Here is a 20,505-nt window from a genome sequence, read left to right as displayed (position 1 = left end):
AATTTCCCCAAAACCATATCCAATCGGGTTCGAGCATCACCGCCATAATTTGTGATATTTGTCAACAGCATTTTCTAGAGAAAAGGTATCGGCACGCTTTTGTATGACAACTGAATCAGTTGGTGAAGCGATCATTTGAAGAATAGCTTTCGCCATTTCATTCCGATCTCCAACATTCACTAAAGCACCATAACGACCATTGTCTAAAATTTCTGATGGACCACTTTCACAATTGGTAGAAACCACCGGAGTTCCAACTGCCATAGCCTCGACTAAAACATTACCAAATCCTTCCCAAGCAGACGAGAGAACCAGAACAGCAGACCGCGCCATGTAAGCATAGGGATTGGCAACAAATCCCGGAAAATCAACCTCTTCTTCAAGACCTAGCTTTGTTACCAAAGATGCTAAATTCGAGCGTTCTTCTCCTTCGCCCAAGATCATCAATCGGACTCGTTGCTGCTGTCTAACTTGAGCAAACGCATGAATTAGAGTTGGAAAATCTTTTTGTTGATTTAAGCGTCCAACCGCCAGAATTACCGGAGGTTGGTCGGGAAAAAACCAATCATGTTCGATAGGTTGTTGAGCAGTTTCAAGAAGTTCATTGGTGACAATAGGATTGTAAATAACGTGGATTTTCTGAGAGTTCAATCCAATTTTAAGTAAATCATCAGCCACACCCTTAGATACGGAAACTACTGCATCAGCCCAAGGATAAAACCATCTGACCATCAGAGGGGATAACTTTCGTTTTAGCTGAGTTGCATTTTGGGATTCTCGTGAAAGATTGTTATGAACGGTCACAATCGCTTGAGTCTTAACTTGAGCTAAACGGTGAGCAAGAAGAGCGACAACATTCGTATCTTCCAATGCAGACAGCAAAGCCACTGGACGTTCGGCTTTGAGATAACTAATCAATTTTGGCAAACCTTCCAAAAGTCTTTGTTTTTGAAAGTCAATCACCCGAACTTTGGGTGAAATTTGAGACAAATAAGGACCTTCAGCCTTTACTAAAATTAGATCGACACTCATCCCCCGGTCGGCAAAGCCACTGGCCAAGTTAATCATAACTCGTTCGGCTCCCCCTCCATCTAACGAACTTAGAAAAATTGCGATTTTCGTCATGGCTTACTTTTTCCTACTCATTTTCAAGGTTAAAAATTTGATCAAAAATGTGACAGGTTGATACGCTTTTCAGTCAAAGGTTTAAAGTTTGATAAAGCGAGAGTTACATAGAGAACCCAAAAAATTGAATTATGTTCAATCAAAGTGGTTTCCGTTTGATTATAAAGAATAATAAAGGATAGATACATGAGTGGCCACAGTCCTTCTGATATATCCGTTACACGAGCCAATACAAAAGATTTTCTGGCAACACTAACAAAACTGAATAAAAATAATAAAGTACCGATCAAACCAAAACCCAGAAATAACTCGATAAAGCCATTATGAGAATGAGGTGGAATATAAGTTGTTCCATAAACTTTACCGACATAAGCAGATTCTCCATAAACACCATGCCAGAATCCCATATATCCATATCCCAACCAAAATCTTTCTTGAATTTTATCTAGCAGAGCTGACCAAATTACTGTGCGTCCTGATAGCGTCAAATCTCGTCCGGCTGCCAATAATAATCTTTCGGCATTACTGACCAGAAATGTAAGAATGCACCCAATTATTAATGCACCGCTTAGAAAAAACGGTATTGCTTTCAAAGGATACCATCTCAAAGCTTTGAAGATAGAATGAAGTAAAACTATCAACATCAGCAACATTAAAGCTGTTTTAGAAGCAGATAAAATAACCATAAAAACAAACAAAAAAAGGAAAATTTTTTTTAAAATCCCTTCTCGTTTGCTTTTTACTGTCGTCAACAAAAAAGCTAAAAAACCCAATATCATTAAACGAGCTAAAAGATTTTTTTGAATTAATAAACCTCGCCAAGCACCAGCATGAATTCCATACTCTATTCCACTGCCTGGAAGAGCTAGAGTAAAGAGTAAATTTAATAATAATGCAACTCCCAATGCCCTGGTTATTAACTGCAATTGCTCAGGTAAAGAATAACGGGATGCCAGATATATACTGAATACCGTGGTTTCTAAAAAAGCAATTGAACGACGCTGAGTTAAAGCGGGAAAATCAGACCATAAAAAAGAGAGAAGAATCAGTATCACTAAGCCCCATATAAATCGTCCTCTAAGAACAGTTGTCAATGTCTTTTTCCATCTATCAAACAAAAAAAATAAAGCAATTAAAAAGATACCATGCTGCATGAGTGAAAGCAGAGGAGTCAGGGGATTATAGCTTAAAATTACTTCCTGTTCACCCTCTGAAGCGCTAAATAAACTTTCGGCATCTAACGAGCGAGTAAAAAAGAGCAAGGCAACAATTGTAAAAAGATGTTCTAAAGATTGAGGCAGCTTTTTTATCATTATCATTTTGTCTATCTAAATTTAATACGATAATACAAGCTTCTCAAGTAAATTTCTATTTTTTCCATCAACAATAAGCCGACAAAATATTTTTCAATCAAATGTTTATGGTCATCATTATTTGAGTTTAATTTTTGATATTTGCTCAGTCCCATAGCAAAAATATTATGAGAAAACTTGGCAATTGATGGAATGTTTTTTCTGAGGTGATACGCAGTCAAAATTTCTATTTTTGATCTGAGATTTTCGCGATCTTTTCTCATTGTATAAGCATTATTGCCGTGTATCCTTTGCAAAGCCAAGTCATTTAACAAAATAAAACCAGGACTCAATCCAAACGCCGCATATTTTAAATAATCATCACTGGTAATTCTTATTTCTTCGGGCATTGGAAGAATTTTTTGCAACAGATTACGTGAAAAGCAAAGTCCAGAAGTGACCGTACCTTTAAAGGGTATATAATTCCTGAGTTTACCACGGTTGATATGAGGTCTGACATCATAAACACCTGATACGCCTGTATGATTTATTGTTTCGCCATATTTTGATAAATCCTGAGTTACATAAGTCAATGGATGAAAACACCATCCAATCTCTTGATGCTTTTCAAAGCAGCCAACAATCTGTTCAACCTTTTCTGGTAAAAATACATCATCGGCATCAAGAAAACAAATGATATCTCCTTTGCTTTGGGCAAATCCAAAATTAAAAGCAGATGCTTGACCACCATTTTCTTTAAATATTGGAATAATGTTATCATGATAAGCTTTGATGATTTCGTGTGAGTCATCTGTCGAACCATCATCAACAACAATAATTTCCACATTGGGATAGGTTTGACTTAATACACTATCTATCGCTTCGGATACAAAATGACCGTAGTTGTAGTTATTTATCAGAATACTAACCAAAAATTTGTCTTTCATAATTCGTCAATTTAAAGTGGAAGGTGAGGCAACTCAATCCATTGAAATCCAGTGGCTTGATTTATTGTTTCCAATGACCGAGATCTTGATTCAATATATTTTCCAACTTTATCACTTCTTCCCGAAATTCATCAACCAACTCGGAACGAAAAGTGGGCATTAAAGGGTGTCGCTGATATTCTTTATAGTTCATCTTTCGGATCGCATTTACAATGCCAATTTTTTTTAATCCGACCGCCTTTTTGACCCTGTTAATTACATTTAAAAAAGCGGGTGGTGTTTGGTCTGTCAGTCGTGCAAGCCAAGCATTTTTATATTTTTTATTGGCGTTGATTCGGGGAAAATCACTTCTATTGTCTGAGGGGACTTCTAGAAAGGATAGAACTTCTTCGTAAACACATTTTGTTGATTTTTGGAAATCATCAAATAATATAATTTTAACCTGTTCAGGGCTAAAAAAAGATAGTAGTTTCTCAACTTGAGAACCGAGTTTTCCAATCATGCGATATTGCAATGCTTGTGAATTTTTAGCCAAGGGAGGAAGATGTTCTCCTCTTTGCCTTGCATCTTGTAAACGCCAAGCTTTTTCAAAGTCAACTTCATTCTCATCTTGATTAAAAACGAGCTGAGAGTGATAAGAGTAAACCACATCTACGGGATTACGAAGCATGACTATGATTTTAGCATCAGGCTTATAATGGTATATTTTTTCAATCGCTGTCGCCGAACATAAATAATGAACAGATGCTTCTCCAATTGCTAATTTTCCATCTGCATCCTCAAATAAACTTAAATACTGTTCCCAAGTTTTGATATCTGGAAGTTGAAATTCTTCGGCAAAAAAACGAGGTTCTTTCGGTCTTGAAATATAAATATTTGGATGTTCGCTGAGATAATTACTCAGAGCAGTTGTTCCACATTTCGCAGCTCCGACGATGAAAAAGTTGGGTTGATTCATAATTTGGCATTACTCCGCTATTTGATCGTCAAAATGGTCGAATTTATTTTCAATCTTTTGTAGGCAAATACTGCCAAAATAGCATTCCAAACAACCATGCTAATTGCTGTTGCTGTTGCTGCCCCCTCAGCGCCCCACCCTGGTATTAGTATAACATTTAAAAAGATATTTAGCAAGGCACTAATTGTTACCCCTAAAGCTGTATCGCGCTCGTGACCTGTCATCAACAAAAGCAGGGCTACTGCACCCGTGGAAGCATTGATAAGCTGTCCCAAGGACAAGATATTCATAGCAGTTTGTCCTCGAACAAATTCCGCTCCAAAAAGAAGCAAAAACCATTGGCCAAATATCATTAATATGAGTGCAATTATTAAGGCAGAAACAAAGGCTATTCGACAACTATTAGAAACGATTTGCTGTAATCGCTTGAGATTGCCTCCGGCATACAAGCTGGCAAAATTTGGAGCCAATGCTGTGTTAATTGCAATTAATACAAATGAAATCAACCCGGCACCACGGTTCGCTACTGTGTACAGTCCCACGGAGTCAGAGCTTTTTAAAATCCCCAACATCACCGTGTCTGTTTGGTTATTAATTAGATACATACCGCCTATAAGTAACATTGGAAATGCACTTTTGATCCACTGTTTTTTATGATATTTTGGAACGGCATTCTTGATATTTTTGGGACAGCAATTCTGGAGAAAAAACAAGCCTGCTGTGTAAGTTAATAGATTCGCCAATAAATAAATAATCATTGCATAGAATGCCGTCAAACTTTGATTATAAATAAAATATATTACACTTAAACTAGCGATCAATAGGGTCGGCCGAATTAGCATTTCTGGGACTTGCCCAATAACAATGTGACGCAGTGCTTGCAGAGTTGATTGTCGGAGTCTTGAAAGGGCTATGAATGGCAATGAAATCATAGCCATCACAAAAACGGGTAATTGGCTTGGATTGGATGTTAGTGTTAACCCCCAGGCAATTAAGGATGTCAGTACAGCCCAACCAGTGGCATTCAATAAAACCACACGATTTGACCAATCAATTAAGCCTTTTGCTAGATTGAAGTTGGATTGAGTTTGATACATGGCTACTTCCCGAGTCACCAATCCTTCCAATCCAAAAACTGCTGGAATGACTAACAAATTGACCCAGGCTGTAGCATACATATAACTTCCAAATTCTTGGAAACCCAAAACACGGGCCAGAAGTACACTATTGGCATACAGCAAGAAAGCATTGATAACTTTGATACCAAAAGTCCCCGTTGCAGCTTTGATCAAAGATTTTTTTAAACTATTCGTTGAGCTGGTATTTTGCAAGTTTGATCGAATTTTATTTATAAATTTAATCATAAGTTTGATTTGCTTTGTTTTTAAAAATGTTGGTTACATTAAACCGAAATTAAAAGGCAGTTTAAAATGAATGACACTTTTATTATCGGGATGGAATATTTTCTTCATTCTGTATCTGGGTTGTCGCCACATTCGTATCGTTTTTAAAATAATCTTTTGTATAGTGAAAGTAACTATCTGGCTCGTTCTCAACGATCACGCCATTCGTGACCAAGCCCAAAACTTTTTGGCCGGATTTCATCAGTAAATCTTTGGCGGCGATCGCACTCACACTATCTATCACTTTCGGCCTTGAAACCAAGAGCATACCATCACTTTTTTTGCCCAAAGTTAAAGCATCTGCCACCATTAATAGGGGAGAAGTATCGACGATAATAAAATCATAAATTGTCCGCAGATCTTCGATCAAGCTATTCATCCGTTGAGATTCGAGAAGCGCCAATGAGTTGGGGGGAACCACTCCGGAAGTCAAAATATCCAAACAGCGATCGACCTGCTTAACTGCATGATTGAATCCGACCTTAGTGACGATCACATCACTCAATCCCACGTCATTTGTTAAATTCCAAATGTGATGTTGCTGAGGATGATGTAAATCGGCATCAATTAGTAAAACTTTACTCCCCACTTGAGACATGGCCGCCGCCAAATTGGCTGAAACTGTAGATTTACCTTCTTTGGACACGGCGCTCGTAACGACTATCAAGTTAAGTTCCCGGTCGGGACTGATAAATTTAAGATTGGCTTGTAGCATTCTATATGCTTCGCTGATCATAGAGTGAGGAGCATTTCTCACTTGATGCTCGGGAGCAACGAATTCCGATCGCATACCCGGAAGGGCAACTTTCTTTTTTGAATTTGGAATCATCCCCAACAAGCTGTAGGAGTTAAATAGAGTTCTCAACTCTTTACTCGTTTTGACCGACCGGTCGAGTAGTTCCAAACAAAAAGCAACAATTACATACAAGGCTGCACCCACTACAATTCCCATCGCTACGATGACTTTTTTGCTGGTCGAAACCGGATATTGTGAAATAATAGCTGGACTAATAATTTCGGCATTTCCTACATTTTGATTTTCGGCAATTTGAACCTGTTGTAAACGATCGACCAAGATCGTATAGGTAGCCTGTGCCGCCTCCACATTTCGTTCGAGTTCCCGTTGAGCTTGTTCCAGTTGGGGCAACCTTTCGGCTCTTTGTTTTCTTTCTGCACGGATCAGATAGAGAGATTCAAGCTGTTTTATCAACCCCCTAAGTTCCGTTTCCAAAGCAACGAATTTTCCGGCTAAATCTTTTTCTAATTCACCCATCGAAAAGCTGTTTGGGGCATCGTTCTGATTTCTCGTCACGCGATCGACTCGATCTCTCAGAAGTTCTTCAAAAGCTTTTTGTTGATTTTCAAGTACGGTGATTTCCGGTGAAGTCTCTACAAAAAGACTTCTTTGAACGGCTAACTCATCTTCTATTTCCTGCAGTTTGCTCAGGGCTTGTTGTACCGATTCGGATTCACTTAATGCATTCCGCTCGATCGCTTCTTCGGCAGAAATCCCCAACTTATTTTGAATTTCGACGGTTTGAGCTAAAATCTTTTCGATCTGAGTTTGGGTGGTCTCAATTTGAGTATCTAGTTGCTCAATTGTTTGCACTGCCAACAAAGATTCTTGTTCCAAGTTAACAATATTATTTTTTTCCTTAAATCGACGGAGTGCTTCCTCCGCTTGCAAGAGTTCTTGCTCGTTTCTGGGAAGTTGTTGGTTGATAAACTCTCGTGCAGCAGCCGCTTCGGCTCGATTGACCAGCAGGTTATTTTTGATATATACTTCCATTATTTTATCGACTACCGCACTGGCTTCTTGGGGTTCCGAACTGGTGTAAGAAACTGTCAAAACGTCAGTTCCGGGAATTGCCTTTACTCCCAACTTTTCCATAAAGTTTTCATAGATCATCGGTTCACCCTCTTTTGTCACCAGGTTGAGTGATTCGATGGTCTGGTTGACAATTGGACTTGAACGGAGTACCTCTACTTCGGTGTCCAATGGGGTGTCCTGCATATTCAGAGAGTCTAACGTGCCAATTTTCTCTCCGGCTTCTGTCAGTAATGCAGAAGTGGGATTTTGTTTTTTCAAGCGCAACTTACCGTAGGCCGCATATTCTTCTTCTGTCGATAAGGCTGAATATGTGGCCGCTCCTACAGCCAAAAACCAAACGATTGTTGCGGGCAACCAGTGTCTTTTCAGAATGAGCCAATATTTTTGAAGGTCGATTTCTTCCGGATAGTCTTTTTGATCCATAATCTAAATATTAAAATGGTTGACAATTCTCATTTTTCCGAAAACAATAATGTTGATGAGTTAAAGTGTTTCCTTGCCTCCGTCCGACTTAGTTTTAATGACTGATTGTATTTTTGACTGCCATTTCATTACGGTCATACTTTTTCGCAGACTGCTCGTAGATGTCAGACAAAAATACGCAATATCTTTTGATATCTAAATCCTTGGCTTTCTCTCGGCTGGCTTTCCCGATACGCAGCCTTAAGGACTCATTCTCAATTAAAGTTTGCATTGCACAAGCGAGTTTTTGAACATTTCCCGGCTCAACGAGAAGACCCGTTTCTTGGTCTGTAATAACTTCGGGAATTCCACCGACAGGAGTGGTGATGCACGGCAGTTCCCAACTCATTGCTTCTAGCAGTGCCATGGGCAAACCTTCTTGATAGGACGGCAAGAGAAATGCCTGTGCTTGAGATAATAAATCATCCCGTTGTTTCTCATCGATCCAACCGGGAAATTTGACATGATTTTCAATTCCCAATTGTTTGGCTAACTGTTTTGCCGCCTCTTCTTCCCCAGTTCCAGCCAGTACGATCTGTACTTGGTTTTGTTGGTCAATGGGTAAAGAAGCAAATGCATTCAGTAAGTCGTCAATTCCTTTTCGTGGAGTGATTTTACCCAAAAATACAAACTTTAATGGATGACTGCTGCTGCGATTGGGAATCCGAGATGGAATCGTAACCGGATTGTACATTCGGATGACTCGGTCGGGAGCCAGGTGACAATTTTTGATATAGAACTGTTTCCAACTCTCCGACAAAGCGATGACATAGTTACACTGCTGAAACATCCAGTTGACTGCCCGTTTAATGGGTTTTGGTAGTTCCTCATGGAACTGGGTAAATTCTGCCCCATGAGTATGTAAAATAATGGGTTTTTGATACGCCAACGAAATCAAAATAATTATCGATTTGCGAAGGACACTTCCTCTTTCAGAAATATGAATATGAACCAAGTCTACTTTTCCACCAATCAGTTGCCACAAGAATGCCATCAATGCTTGTGCAAAATTGGTCAAGCGATTGGCATCTTTGCCATTCCAGGTTGATATGTACTGGATTTCTATTGACTCGGCAACGTTTTCTCGGATCAATTTTGATACTTTACCCATGCCTCCCTTTTCATCGGGGTTTGGTCCAAGCATGGCGATCCTTAGTTTTGGCATGATAACACACAGAATAGATGAGTAAAATTGAGAATTGGGTCAGCTAGATCTGACTCGGTGATGAAATCAGCGTGACCGCGCTGATCTCTCTTTTAATTTTTTTTAGATCCCTGAAGTCAGTTCGTTGAAGGGGGCTGTGAAAAATCTTAGATGCACCAGGCGTGAATTGAGCGTAAAGCCCGAATTTAATTATAAAGCGATCAAGTGTCAACTGTCAATATTGGGGACGATCGCCTGCAAGTTGTGAAGGTTGGAAAGCCGATAGGAAGGCTTTGTTGCCCGAACAAACTCGAGACCGGCCATCAGATTGATAGCACATTATCGAGAGCTTTTGTCCGGGGATATGGGCCGAGGGGATAGCCTGACATTTAAATCTATTGCCGGAAAATCTGTCATTTTTTCGGGAAAAAATGCGACTTTTGAAGAGACTGAGCCTGGTTTGGAGCGGTTTTCGGGTCGGGCTCGTGGAATCCGACCGGCCAATTTTTGTGGAGACCCCGGTTCCGCAGCACTGAGAGTCAGCCCGAGGACTTCGGGCCGGGTTCCCGGTCTCGGAATGGCTTGTAAGGAACCGCGATCGCCGCCGAACCTCCAGTGGATTGGCGATCGAGCGCTTCTCCGTCCGGGTTGAAATGCCGACTGTCGGGGCTTAGTATAATTATAAAATCCGTGATTGAGCCCCCAAAAGATTGTGAATGAGCTGCTGAGTTTAATACTTGTCATCCTCGCCTTCGGGTTGGCAATTCCGATCGCCGTTCTCTGGATCGAATGTTGCGTCGCCTTCTTCGCGGGTTCCGATCCCACATCCGCCCCCGACTCCCCGGAACCGAGGATTTCGGTATTGATTCCGGCCCACAATGAAGCGCCGGTGATCGGGGCGACCTTGACCGGGATTATATCCCAACTGAAAGAAACAGACCAGGCGATCGTCATTGCCGACAACTGCACCGACGAAACGGCAACTATTGCCCGCGAGAAAGGTGCGACGGTGCTCGAACGCCAGGATCGGGACAACCGGGGTAAAGGATACGCCCTCGACTACGGCTTGCGACACCTGCGCCAAAATCCGCCGGAGGTGGTGGTGATGGTGGACGCGGACTGCCGGGTGGAACCGGGGGCGATCGCGACCATCGCCCGAAAAGCCCGAGAGACGGGAAATGCCGTCCAGGCCCTCTACCTGATGGAAACCCCCCCCGATCCCTCCATCAAAAATTCCATTTCCGCCTTTGCGTTTTTAGTGAAAAACTGGGTTCGCCCCCTGGGGTTGGCGCGGATGGCCGGACCGTGCGTCCTGACGGGGACCGGCATGGCCTTTCCCTGGTCGGGGATTCAGTCAGTATCCCTGGCCAGTGGTAATATCGTCGAAGATATGCAACTCGGGGTCGATCTGGCGATCGCGGGCTACCCTCCCCAATTCACGGCCGCGGCTAAAGTCCTGGGGCTGCTGCCCACGGATGAAAAAGCCACGACGAGTCAACGCACCCGCTGGGAACACGGCCACCTGGAAACCCTGCGGACTCAGGTGCCGCGACTGCTGAAAGCCGCCGTCTCGAAGGGGCGCTTCGATTTATTCCAAATGGCGATGGACCTGTGCGTCCCGCCGCTGTCCCTGCTGGTGCTCCTGTGGGTCGGCGTGGGGGCGATCGCGCTACTGGCGGGTCTTTTGGGCTTCTCCTGGCTTCCCGCCCTGATATTGGGGGCACAAGGGCTGTTCCTGATCCTCGCCATCCTGCTGGCCTGGGGCAAATTCGGGCGATCGGTCATCCCCCTGAAAACCCTGTTGGGCATCCCCCTCTACATCCTCTGGAAAATTCCCCTCTACCTGGGATTTTTCGTCAAACCCCAAAAAGAGTGGGTGCGGACGGAACGGGATCTCACCCCTCCATCCCAATCGAAATGAAGCCAATCCTAGGGGCGCCGTGCCTTGCGCCCCTAGGATTCCCACAGACTTCGGTTAAGGGGCGATCGTTTCAGTGACCGGATTGACGACATTTTGATTCACTTCGGAATTGAGAAATGTCGATGAGGTTCCCAGAGAAAACGCAATAATAATCAGAGCAAAAGTCAACAAAACGCCGAGCCAAGATCCGCCCTCATTGTTGTTTTTGTTTTGTTTAGGTTCTGTTGCCAAATCCCGCTTAAAATCACAGGAGATACATTGGAACACAGTCTCCGATCGCTGGACGACGGTGCGTTTGCCGCACTTGGGGCATTCAATTCCTTCCTGCATGACTCTGCCTCCCGCGTTGATAGTTACACCTCGGCCCGGGTTGACCCGACCATACGTTGCCCTCCACACCAGTTATGCAGTTTTAATGCTTCTGTCCGGATTGCCATCCCATCTTTGATACGTCCAGTCTGTCCGATCGCCCCGCCACCGTCGATCGGAATAAGTTCAGGAGTTGCGAGAAACTCGGGACAGATTTGGACTGAAAAAGGCGGGAAAGTTCAGTGCCCTCTCGGTTGTGTTGTCCTACAGGTTCAAGCGCATCCATTCCCGAACTTTTTGGAAAAGAGGGGCGATCGCGCCGGACTCATTCCCAAGTTAAACCGCCGCCCCCAAAATTTCCCACAGTAACTTCACGGAAACTTTGAACAATCTGCAAGTTTTGTAACGGTATTTGTACAGATGGCGGGGGAAGCCCTTCGGGGTTGGTATCTTCTGTTACGCTGGTGATGGGGGGAAACCGAACCCGAACGGCAAGTTGAACCGACACGGCAGAGATTCGCCGACGCCCGAGATTTGCGATCGCCCTCCCCAACCCAAGCCCTTCGAGCTGACATATGAAGACCGTTCAACCGACAGACTGGCACGCCCTCCCCACCCGGGAGGTCATCCAACATCTCGAAACCGACCCGCAACACGGTTTATCTGCACGACAAGTCATGTCCCGCCAGGAAGAATACGGCCCCAACGCCCTGACCGAACGGCAGGGCGAAAGTCCGATCGTGGCGTTTCTCAAGCAGTTCAACCAACCCCTGATCTACATCTTGATCGCCGCCGGCATCATCACCGGACTGCTGCGGGAGTGGGTGGACATGGGGGTAATTTTTGCCGTCGTGCTGATCAATGCCGTCGTGGGATTCGTGCAGGAAGAAAAGGCGGTGCAGGCGATGGAAGCCCTGGCCCGGGAAATGCAGAACGAGGCCACGACGATCCGCGATCGCCAAAAACAGAGAATTTCCGCTGCGGAACTAATCCCCGGCGATCTCGTCGTCCTCCAGTCCGGAGATAAAGTGGCCGCCGACCTGCGCCTCCTGCACAGCCGCGATCTGCAAATCGACGAGTCAGCCCTCACCGGGGAATCCGTCCCGGCGGAGAAATTCCCCGCCCAACAGTTGCCCCAGGATACCGCCCTCGGCGATCGCGACAATATGGCCTACTCCTCCACCCTCGTCACCTACGGCACCGGCACGGGGGTGGTGGTGGCCACGGGCGACGGCACCGAAATCGGCCGCATCAACGAGATGATCGCCTCAGCCGAGATGCTGGAAACCCCCCTCACCCGCCAGATCGAAGCCTTCAGCCTCGCCCTGATGAAAGTGATCTTGGCGATCGCCGGACTGACCCTGGTCGTGGGGTTGCTGCGGGCCGAAACCGTCACCCTGGAAGTCGTCGAAAAAACCTTTCTAGAAATGGTCGCCCTGGCGGTGGGGGCGGTTCCCGAAGGCCTGCCCGTCGTCGTCACCATCACTTTGGCGATCGGGGTGTCGCGGATGGCGACGCGAAACGCCATCATCCGCAAACTGCCGGCGGTGGAAACCCTGGGCAGCACCACGACGATCTGTTCCGACAAAACCGGGACCCTCACCCAAAACGAAATGACCGTCCAGGAAATCCTGGCGGGGACCGGGCGGTTTGAAGTGTCCGGTGTCGGCTACGGTTGCGAGGGAAAATTCACCGGCGGGGGCCGGCTCGTCGATGCCACCTCCGATTTGGCTTTGATGGAATGCCTGAAAGCCGGATTTTTGTGCAACGATTCCCGCCTGGTGTCCACGCCAGAGGGATGGCGGGTGGAAGGCGACCCCACGGAAGCGGCTCTGATCGCGGTGGCGAACAAAATCGACGGCTCGTCCCCCCCTTGGGATGACAAATTTCCCCGCCTCGATGCCATCCCTTTTGAATCCCAGTATCAATATATGGCGACCCTGCACCAGACCGGGGAAGGTCAACCACCCGTTGCCTATATTAAAGGATCGGTGGAGCGGATACTGCCGCGCTGTCGGGACGGGTTGGACGGGGACGGGACGGCGATTCCCCTCGACAAAGGGGCGATCGAAGAAGCGGTGGGGGAAATGGCCGATCGCGGGCTGCGGGTGCTGGCCTTCGCCCGGGCCGAGTTCAGCCCCGCCACCCACTCCCTGGACCACGATCGCATCGCCGACGGGTTGACGTTTTTGGGGCTGCAAGGGATGATCGATCCGCCGCGACCGGAGGCCATCCGGGCGATCGAAGTCTGCCTGCGGGCGGGAATTCAGGTGAAAATGATCACCGGCGACCATGTGCGGACGGCGACGGCGATCGGCCGGAAAATCGGACTCGACGGCATCGACGGGGAGGGGTTTGCCGTCAGCGGACAGGAGTTGGCGAAATTGTCCGATGGCGAACTCAGGGAACTCGTCGAGCGGGTGTCGGTGTTCGCGCGGGTGGCGCCGGAACAGAAACTGCGCCTGGTGAAAGCCCTGCAGGCGGGCGATCGCGTGGTGGCGATGACGGGGGACGGCGTGAACGACGCCCCGGCCCTGCAACAGGCGGACATCGGCATCGCCATGGGGATGACAGGCACGGAAGTCGCCAAGGAGGCGGCGGACATGGTGCTCACGGACGACAATTTCGCCACCATCAAGGCGGCGGTGGAGGAGGGGCGAAGAATTTACGATAATATCATCAAAAGTATTATTTGGCTGTTGCCGACAAATGCCAGTCTGGGTTTGATTATTGTTATCGCCTCGTTTTTTGGTTTGGAAATGCCCGCGACTCCCCTACAAATTTTGTGGATCAATACCATCGCGGCGGTGTTGTTAGGGACGACGCTGGCGTTTGAAGTGGGGGAACCGGGGATTATGGAACGGGCACCGCGCCCCCCGAAAAGTCCCCTGCTGCGGCGGGCGGATGTCCAATGGATCATGGTAGTGGGCGGGATTTTGTGCGCGGCGGCATTTTGGGTTTACCACGTGGAACAGGCGAACCTCGAAACCTCGTTGGAAGTGGCACGAACTGCGGCGGTGAATGCGATCGTGTTCGGGCAGATTTTTCTATTGTTCCACTGCCGATCGCTGCGTCATTCGATGTTCACGTTGGGCTTATTTTCCAACCGCTGGCTGCTTCTGGGGGTGGCGTTGATGGTGGGGGTGCAACTGCTGTTCACCTACCTCCCCGTCATGCAGCAACTCTTTAAAACCGCCGCGATCGGGTGGGATGAATGGGGAATTATTTTGTCAGCTTCCCTGCTGATTTATCTGGTGTTGGAACTGCACAAATGGTGGCGGCAGCGCCGAAAAAAGGCGAAACTGCATCGATAACAATTTCCCCCTTTCGATAGGCGATCGCCGGGAAAATTCCCCGTAAGCTAGAGGGACACTGACGGCAGGACGGGGGACGATGCAATCCAAAAAATTGAGTTCCGGGCGATCGCGGGCGAAGTTTATCCTGGTCTTACTGAGCATTATCGCCATTATTTTGATCGTGGCATCTCTGCGGGCAACCCGCGCGGTTTCGATGCCTCTAGCCTTCGCCTTTTTGATCGCCATTTTGGTCAATCCCCTGCAAACCCGCCTCGAACGCCGCCTGCCGCAGTGGCTCAGTTTGGCGATCGTGTTGTCGGTCATCGCGGCGGTTTTGGGGGTTTTGATCGGGGCGATCGATTTGAGTTTGGAACTGATCGAACCCAAGGTTCCCGGATATATCGATCGCTTCCAACAGATCGCCGAAAATATCCAATCCGGGCTGGCAAATTACGGCTTTTCCTTTTCCCGAGAATCCGACCAGTTGAGCCAAGCGATGGGACAGGTCGTCACCCAGGCGATCGGCGGGTTGAAATCCCTGCTCGGCGCCGTCAGTTTATTGATCCTGATTTTTTCCTTTTTGGCACTGTTGCTTTTGGAAGTCAAAAAATACGCGGAACGCACCCACCGAGCCTTTCCGGAACGGGCGGGAAATCATATCATCCACGCCGTATCGAGCATGAGCCGACAGTTGCGACGCTATTTTTTGGTGATGGCATTTACCAGCGTCATCACCGGCATTTTGACCGCTTTTTGGTGTCTCATTTTGAATGTCGATTTGGCGGTCGTCTGGGGCCTCATCGCCTTCGTCCTCAATTTTATTCCCACTTTGGGATCAATCGTCGCGGTGATCGTCCCGTCCTTCGTCGCCGTCCTCTTTCACTCTCCCGGAACGGCGATCGCCACCCTGGTCGGATTGGCGGTGCTGCAAGTCGTCATCGGCAATTTTGTCGATCCCAAACTCCAGGGAAAATATTTGAAACTCTCTCCGTTTGTCGCCCTCGTTTCCATCGTCTTTTGGGGGTGGGTTTGGGGTATTCCCGGCGCCTTTATCGGCGTTCCGATGACAGCGGCGATCGTTTTATTCACCCACGAATTTGAACCGACCCGCCCCATCGCCGTGATGTTGGGAGATGCGGATCATCAATCGAAATAAAAGCGATCGCGATCAGGTTTTTTAGTCAAATCATACGGTGTATTTTTTCCACTGTTTCCGGTGAAAATAACGGTTCCCCTGTTTCCGCATGGACGCAGCCTGAAACATTGTCAATTACGATCAGCGAACCTTCCATTTCTAGGGTATAAGTGACCTGTTTTTCTCCCCAATTTTATTGCCAATCATGGGTGTACATTTCAACCGATCGCACTTTGCAAGTATTGCCACAATTCCCAATCCTCAAAATTGTCGATGACGCGGGTTGCCCCGGCTTGTTTCAACCCCCCCGGATCGTGAGTGGAGGCGACGCCGAAGGTTTCGATGCCGGCGGCGACGGCCGCGCGAATTCCCGAGGGGGAATCTTCAAAAACAATCGCCTCTGTCGGGGAAACATCCAGGCGATCGAGGATAGTTTTATAGGGGGCAGGGTCGGGTTTTCCGACACCCACCTCTTCGGATAAAATGACGTGCTCGAAGCGATCGCCCAACTTTAGAACCTCCAACATAAACACGGCATTTGCCCGGGGCGCGTTGGTGACAATTCCGGTTTTCAATCCCTTTTTTTCGATCCAAGCCAACAGTTCCATCAACCCCGGCAGCGGTTCCAAACCGAGGGCAATTTCCCGAAATCTCGCCTCCTTGCGATCGGCCAGATCTCGCCCCTCTTCCGGGGTGAGTTGGGGGAGAATATCCCGGACGATATCGGGGTTGAGGCGGCCGCTGATGCGGGCGTTATAAAATTCCGGATTGAGTTTCATACCGTAATCCGACAGGACATCCACCCAGGTTTGATAGTGGAGGGGGTCGGTGTTGGCGAGGGTTCCGTCGAGGTCAAAAATAATGGCGGTGAGCATCAGATCGATTATCAAATTACCGAGCAGCGTAGCACGGCCATCCTGGCCGTGAGCCCCCGGCTGGAAGCCCGGGCTACTCGTTGTTAAGTGCGGTTTCGATTATACTGATTTCTTCGTCGGTGAGGTTGTAAAGTTGATAGACGAGGCGATCGATTTCTCGTTCCTGTTCCCTGACGTCGGCGTTGGGATCGGTTTTTTGCGATCGAGGATTTGTCGGACGAGTTTTTCGATTTGTTGACTTTGTTGGGGGTATTTTTTGCGATCGGGGATGGGGATTTTGGAAACATATGTCGGCTTAAATTCATAAAATCCATTTTGCTTAGAAGGTGCTTGTTGTTTAATAAAAAAACACATTGAAGCGGAGTTTAAAATTGCCAGAGTATAATCAATATTTTTGTCAATCACAATTGACGTTTTATCATTACTAAGTTTCTCAGAAAAATCCATTGAGTATTGAACATCTTGGGCGAGTGCAGGGATAATAATTCTTCTGATTTTAAATTCATCCCAATATTGACAAGAACGCAACTCCCAAAAATATTTTCCCTGATCGCACCGTGCAATTAATTGTTTTCGATACTGATTCATCCAATTCCAAATAGCCGGGTAAGTTTTCGCAAAAATAGCCTCAGCTTCTTTGTCAAATTTGTCACTCCAAGGATGATTCTTGTTTTCCGAAGATTCAATTTTGATTAAATACTTTTCTGCAAATTGAACGACCCACCGTTTGACATCACGACCTCGAAGGTATGGCTTCAACACCTCCTCCGAAGACGGATGTTCTGCAATAAGACGATCGCGGGTTTCTCGATCCACCACAAACGCCTCATTCAATCCCGTCAAAATCCCACGATAAAACCGTCCGTTGACATACTCACCCAGAGGCGTTCCGGCATTCCGCAGCTTCTCCAACAACTGCAACACCTCCGACGACTCCAGACGCCAGCCATCCCGCTTCAACTCCGCCTGTGGCATGGTAAAACTTTCCGTTTTCCAGACTTGTAAAAAATCACCCAAATCGCGATTCTGTTCCCAAGTTAAAACTCGGGTTCGATGTTCCTTCGTCGGTTCCCCCCGTTTCGCCAATAAAATACTCGGATAAGCGATCGCCTTAAAAACAGGTGCATCGCCGAAATCAATCACCTGAAGTAAACTCGTGCCACTGGCGAGATAATTCCGCAACTTTTCACCGTAACCCGCCCGAAAATATTTATTCGAGCAAATATAACTCAAAATTCCCCCCGAACGAAGGATCTTGATCGCCTTTTCAAAGAAAAAGACAAATAAATCTGCCGTTCCAGTATAGCAATAATATTGTGATTTTAACTTATCTTTAATCGGTTTAATTTTTTCCTGCCGAACGTAGGGCGGATTGCCAATTACAATATCAAAATTCGCCACATTAAACATCCACTCGGGCGCAAAAAATGGGGCGATCGCCTCTTGGTCGTAGGGATTCCAACTCGCCAAAGAATCCGCCACCGAACCGGGCAACCCCACGGATTTCAACGCCTGTCCGATTTCCCCCCGCAACTCGGCATCGCGATCGCGATATTTCTTTTTAGTGGCGGGCGTTTTAGCCGTAAAATGTTTCTGTCGGACGATCGCCAACTCCTTCTCTTTTTCCACAACCTCCGTCGGACGCAAGCCGGGACGTTCCAAGGAAATCAGAGTATTGGCAGCCACAAACTTCGTCTCCAAGTTCGGCAACGGTAAAATCCCCCGGTTGGGCAAATCCTCCGTCGTCTCCTGTTCCACAATCAAAGAAACAAAACATCGCAACTTGGCAATTTGTACGGCGATGGGTTGAAGATCGACACCATAAATACAGTTTTGAATCAAAAACAATTTTCGCCCGTAGTCCAAATTTCCCCGCTGGAAGGATTCCTCAATATCGGCGATAGCGCGATCGCGAATTTCCGGGTCGGGAATTCGTTCCGCCTGTTCGATTTGTCGAGCTTTCCAGCGTTCGTTACCTGGATCGAGCCGTCTGAGCAAAAACACCAATCGCTGCAAAATTCCCATCGGAAACGCACCGGAACCGCAGGCCGGATCGAGCACTTTGACCGTATCGATCGCCTCGATCAGCGCCACGATTTCAGCCTCGGAAAAATGGGGAGATTCCGCCCCGTAATCGAACAACCCCCGCAGTCGCCCCTCCAGCGTAGCACGGCCATCTTGGCCGTGAGATTGACCGTCATCGGACAGGCTGGAAGCCTGGGCTACGCGGGAAGCTTGGACGATGCGGGGGTGGTTGAGGAAGTGGGCGATCAGTGCTTCGTCTACCATGTAGCTGACAATCTCTCGGGGAGTGTAGAAAGAACCCGTCTCTTTTCGCGCCGTCGTTCCGGTTTCCGGGTTGTAGGATGCCAGCAGGTTCTCGAAGGCTTTCCCCAGCAGTTCGGGATCGAGGGCGACATCTTCCTCCAGGGGGGTGTTTTCGTCGATGGTGAATTTGTAGCGGTGGAAAATGGAGAGTAAACCCCGCACCGAGACTTTCTTTTTCTTGGTCTGTCCGTAGGCTTTGCTCAAATCGACCGTTTGTTCGGTTCCGAAAAAGAGTTCGTTGGGAACCTGTAGCGGGTTGTCGGGGCGATCGGAAAAGCCGTCGATCCGCACCACCCGATCTTTCCCGTCGTCCCCGGCTTCGGTGCGATCCAAGCATTCAAATAGACCGCCGTTTAAAAATGGGATGTCTTTGATCAGGGTCAGCCACTTGTTGGGATCGGTGAATGAGTTCTCGTAGCGAAAGCGGTTGTGAGCCATATAATTGCCGTCGCGATCGCCTCTTTGTCGTCCCCGCTTGCGAAATTGACGATTTTCGGCGTTGTGGGCGCTGGGTTCGGTGTTCAGGGTGGCAAAAAATAGATTTTGCAAAATGGCTTTGTAATAGCTGCTGTCGTCCGGGTCGAGGGATTTCAACAGCTTTTCGACTTCGGCGCGATCGAACAGGGCCGGATCGACGAGGTGTTTCTCCCGCAGGAACCAGACGAACATCAACCGGGAAATCAGCCGGATCAGGCTAGTTTTATTGCGCCGATCGCGATCGGTTTCGGCGCCGTCGGGGAATTCGACGCGATCGACGGCCCAGAAGTACCAGTCGGAGAGCTCGTTGAAGAAGCGCCGATTCAGTTCCGAGGTATCCAGTACCAGCTTCCACGCGGCGTGGAGTTCGTCGAAGTTCGTCACTTTTCCCCGTTTCTTTCCCCGTTTCAAGACTTGGGGGAGAGACAGATCGAATAAGATGTCGAGGTGTGCCCGGTGGGGTTGGCGGGTGTGAATATCTTTGACCAACGTGACTTTTTCCAACACATCGCGATCGCTTTGTCCCTTCTGTTTGCTGGGACGGCGATCGACCACCGCAAATGTCAACAAATCGCCGTAGCCGAACAGGACGAAAATGGGAATGTCGGAGGTTTTGTTGAGTTCCCGGACGATTCCCGCCAACTGCGATCGGGTGTACTCTCGTTTCCGCAGCGTCAACCCCACGAACAGGTACGACTGGAGGTAGTGGCGATCGAGGGTTCGGAAGTTTCCCGCCGGATCGATATCCTCATCGACGAGTTGAAAGAGCCCGTCAACCCGCATCCAGTCGGACACCAAGGCGCGATCGGGCCGGAGATCGAATCCAAATTCCTCGATGAATTCTCTCGGGTCGTCCGTTTCAAAACCGCGATCAGTCGGATAACCCAGGGTGTCAAACAATGCCAAAAAGCGATTTTCCCGGCGATTCAGAACGGCTGCGATCGCCTCTTTCTGTCGGTCTGCTTTCATCTGTCTCCTCCGTCACTCTCACCCCTCCCCGAT

General features: G+C 47.5%; 13 protein-coding genes. 3 read left to right on the top strand and 10 right to left on the bottom strand.

What is annotated here, in order from left to right; genetic code table 11:
• Nucleotides 1-36 precede the first annotated feature (36 nt).
• The 7 genes from AC0QHF_RS26965 to AC0QHF_RS26935 form a co-directional block, all read right to left on the bottom strand.
• Nucleotides 37-1,125 carry a glycosyltransferase gene (locus AC0QHF_RS26965; RefSeq protein ID WP_324707371.1) on the bottom strand — a complete coding sequence of 363 codons (1,089 nt, stop codon included), beginning with the start codon at nt 1,123-1,125 and terminating at the stop codon, nt 37-39.
• A 41-nt stretch (nt 1,126-1,166) separates the two neighbouring features.
• Nucleotides 1,167-2,438, bottom strand: coding sequence for an O-antigen ligase family protein (locus AC0QHF_RS26960; RefSeq protein WP_324707370.1), 1,272 nt, complete (start codon nt 2,436-2,438; stop codon nt 1,167-1,169).
• An 11-nt stretch (nt 2,439-2,449) separates the two neighbouring features.
• Complete coding sequence (locus AC0QHF_RS26955; protein WP_324707369.1) at nt 2,450-3,364, bottom strand: glycosyltransferase family 2 protein; 915 nt, start codon at nt 3,362-3,364, stop codon at nt 2,450-2,452.
• A 61-nt stretch (nt 3,365-3,425) separates the two neighbouring features.
• The gene (locus tag AC0QHF_RS26950; RefSeq protein WP_324707368.1) at nt 3,426-4,322 is read right to left on the bottom strand and encodes a sulfotransferase family protein; all 897 of its coding nucleotides are present in this window, start codon (nt 4,320-4,322) and stop codon (nt 3,426-3,428) included.
• A gap of 17 nt (nt 4,323-4,339) precedes the next feature.
• Nucleotides 4,340-5,686 (bottom strand): flippase, encoded by a 1,347-nt coding sequence (locus AC0QHF_RS26945; RefSeq protein WP_324707367.1) that lies wholly within the window; start codon nt 5,684-5,686, stop codon nt 4,340-4,342.
• Nucleotides 5,687-5,768: 82 nt separating this feature from the next.
• Nucleotides 5,769-7,979, bottom strand: a complete 2,211-nt coding sequence (locus AC0QHF_RS26940) for a GumC family protein (protein ID WP_324707366.1) — start codon at nt 7,977-7,979, stop codon at nt 5,769-5,771.
• 94 nt (nt 7,980-8,073) lie between these two features.
• Nucleotides 8,074-9,162, bottom strand: a complete 1,089-nt coding sequence (locus tag AC0QHF_RS26935) for a glycosyltransferase family 4 protein (RefSeq protein WP_324707365.1) — start codon at nt 9,160-9,162, stop codon at nt 8,074-8,076.
• 712 nt (nt 9,163-9,874) lie between these two features.
• On the opposite strand from AC0QHF_RS26935, the gene AC0QHF_RS26930 reads away from it, so the two are divergent.
• Entirely contained in the window at nt 9,875-11,083 is a 1,209-nt protein-coding gene (locus AC0QHF_RS26930; RefSeq protein WP_324707364.1) for a glycosyltransferase family 2 protein, read from the top strand.
• A 54-nt stretch (nt 11,084-11,137) separates the two neighbouring features.
• Here AC0QHF_RS26930 and AC0QHF_RS26925 read toward each other — a convergent pair whose 3' ends face one another.
• A complete protein-coding gene (locus tag AC0QHF_RS26925) occupies nt 11,138-11,413 on the bottom strand; it encodes a hypothetical protein (RefSeq protein ID WP_324707363.1) in 276 nt (91 codons plus the stop codon).
• 554 nt (nt 11,414-11,967) lie between these two features.
• Here AC0QHF_RS26925 and AC0QHF_RS26920 point away from each other — a divergent pair.
• On the top strand, nt 11,968-14,706 hold the full coding sequence (locus AC0QHF_RS26920) for a cation-translocating P-type ATPase (protein ID WP_324707362.1): 2,739 nt from the start codon (nt 11,968-11,970) through the stop codon (nt 14,704-14,706).
• 79 nt (nt 14,707-14,785) lie between these two features.
• Nucleotides 14,786-15,844 carry an AI-2E family transporter gene (locus tag AC0QHF_RS26915; protein ID WP_324707361.1) on the top strand — a complete coding sequence of 353 codons (1,059 nt, stop codon included), beginning with the start codon at nt 14,786-14,788 and terminating at the stop codon, nt 15,842-15,844.
• A gap of 197 nt (nt 15,845-16,041) precedes the next feature.
• Here the strand turns inward: AC0QHF_RS26915 and AC0QHF_RS26910 are convergent, their stop codons facing one another.
• Both AC0QHF_RS26910 and AC0QHF_RS26905 read right to left on the bottom strand, forming a co-directional pair.
• Nucleotides 16,042-16,698 carry an HAD family hydrolase gene (locus tag AC0QHF_RS26910; protein ID WP_324707360.1) on the bottom strand — a complete coding sequence of 219 codons (657 nt, stop codon included), beginning with the start codon at nt 16,696-16,698 and terminating at the stop codon, nt 16,042-16,044.
• A 99-nt stretch (nt 16,699-16,797) separates the two neighbouring features.
• Complete coding sequence (locus tag AC0QHF_RS26905; protein WP_324707359.1) at nt 16,798-20,472, bottom strand: Eco57I restriction-modification methylase domain-containing protein; 3,675 nt, start codon at nt 20,470-20,472, stop codon at nt 16,798-16,800.
• Nucleotides 20,473-20,505: the final 33 nt, after the last annotated feature.

This window comes from Lyngbya sp. CCY1209 (assembly GCF_055795065.1).
Note: the sequence above shows the minus strand (reverse complement) of the source record. Positions and strands in the feature narration are given on the sequence as shown.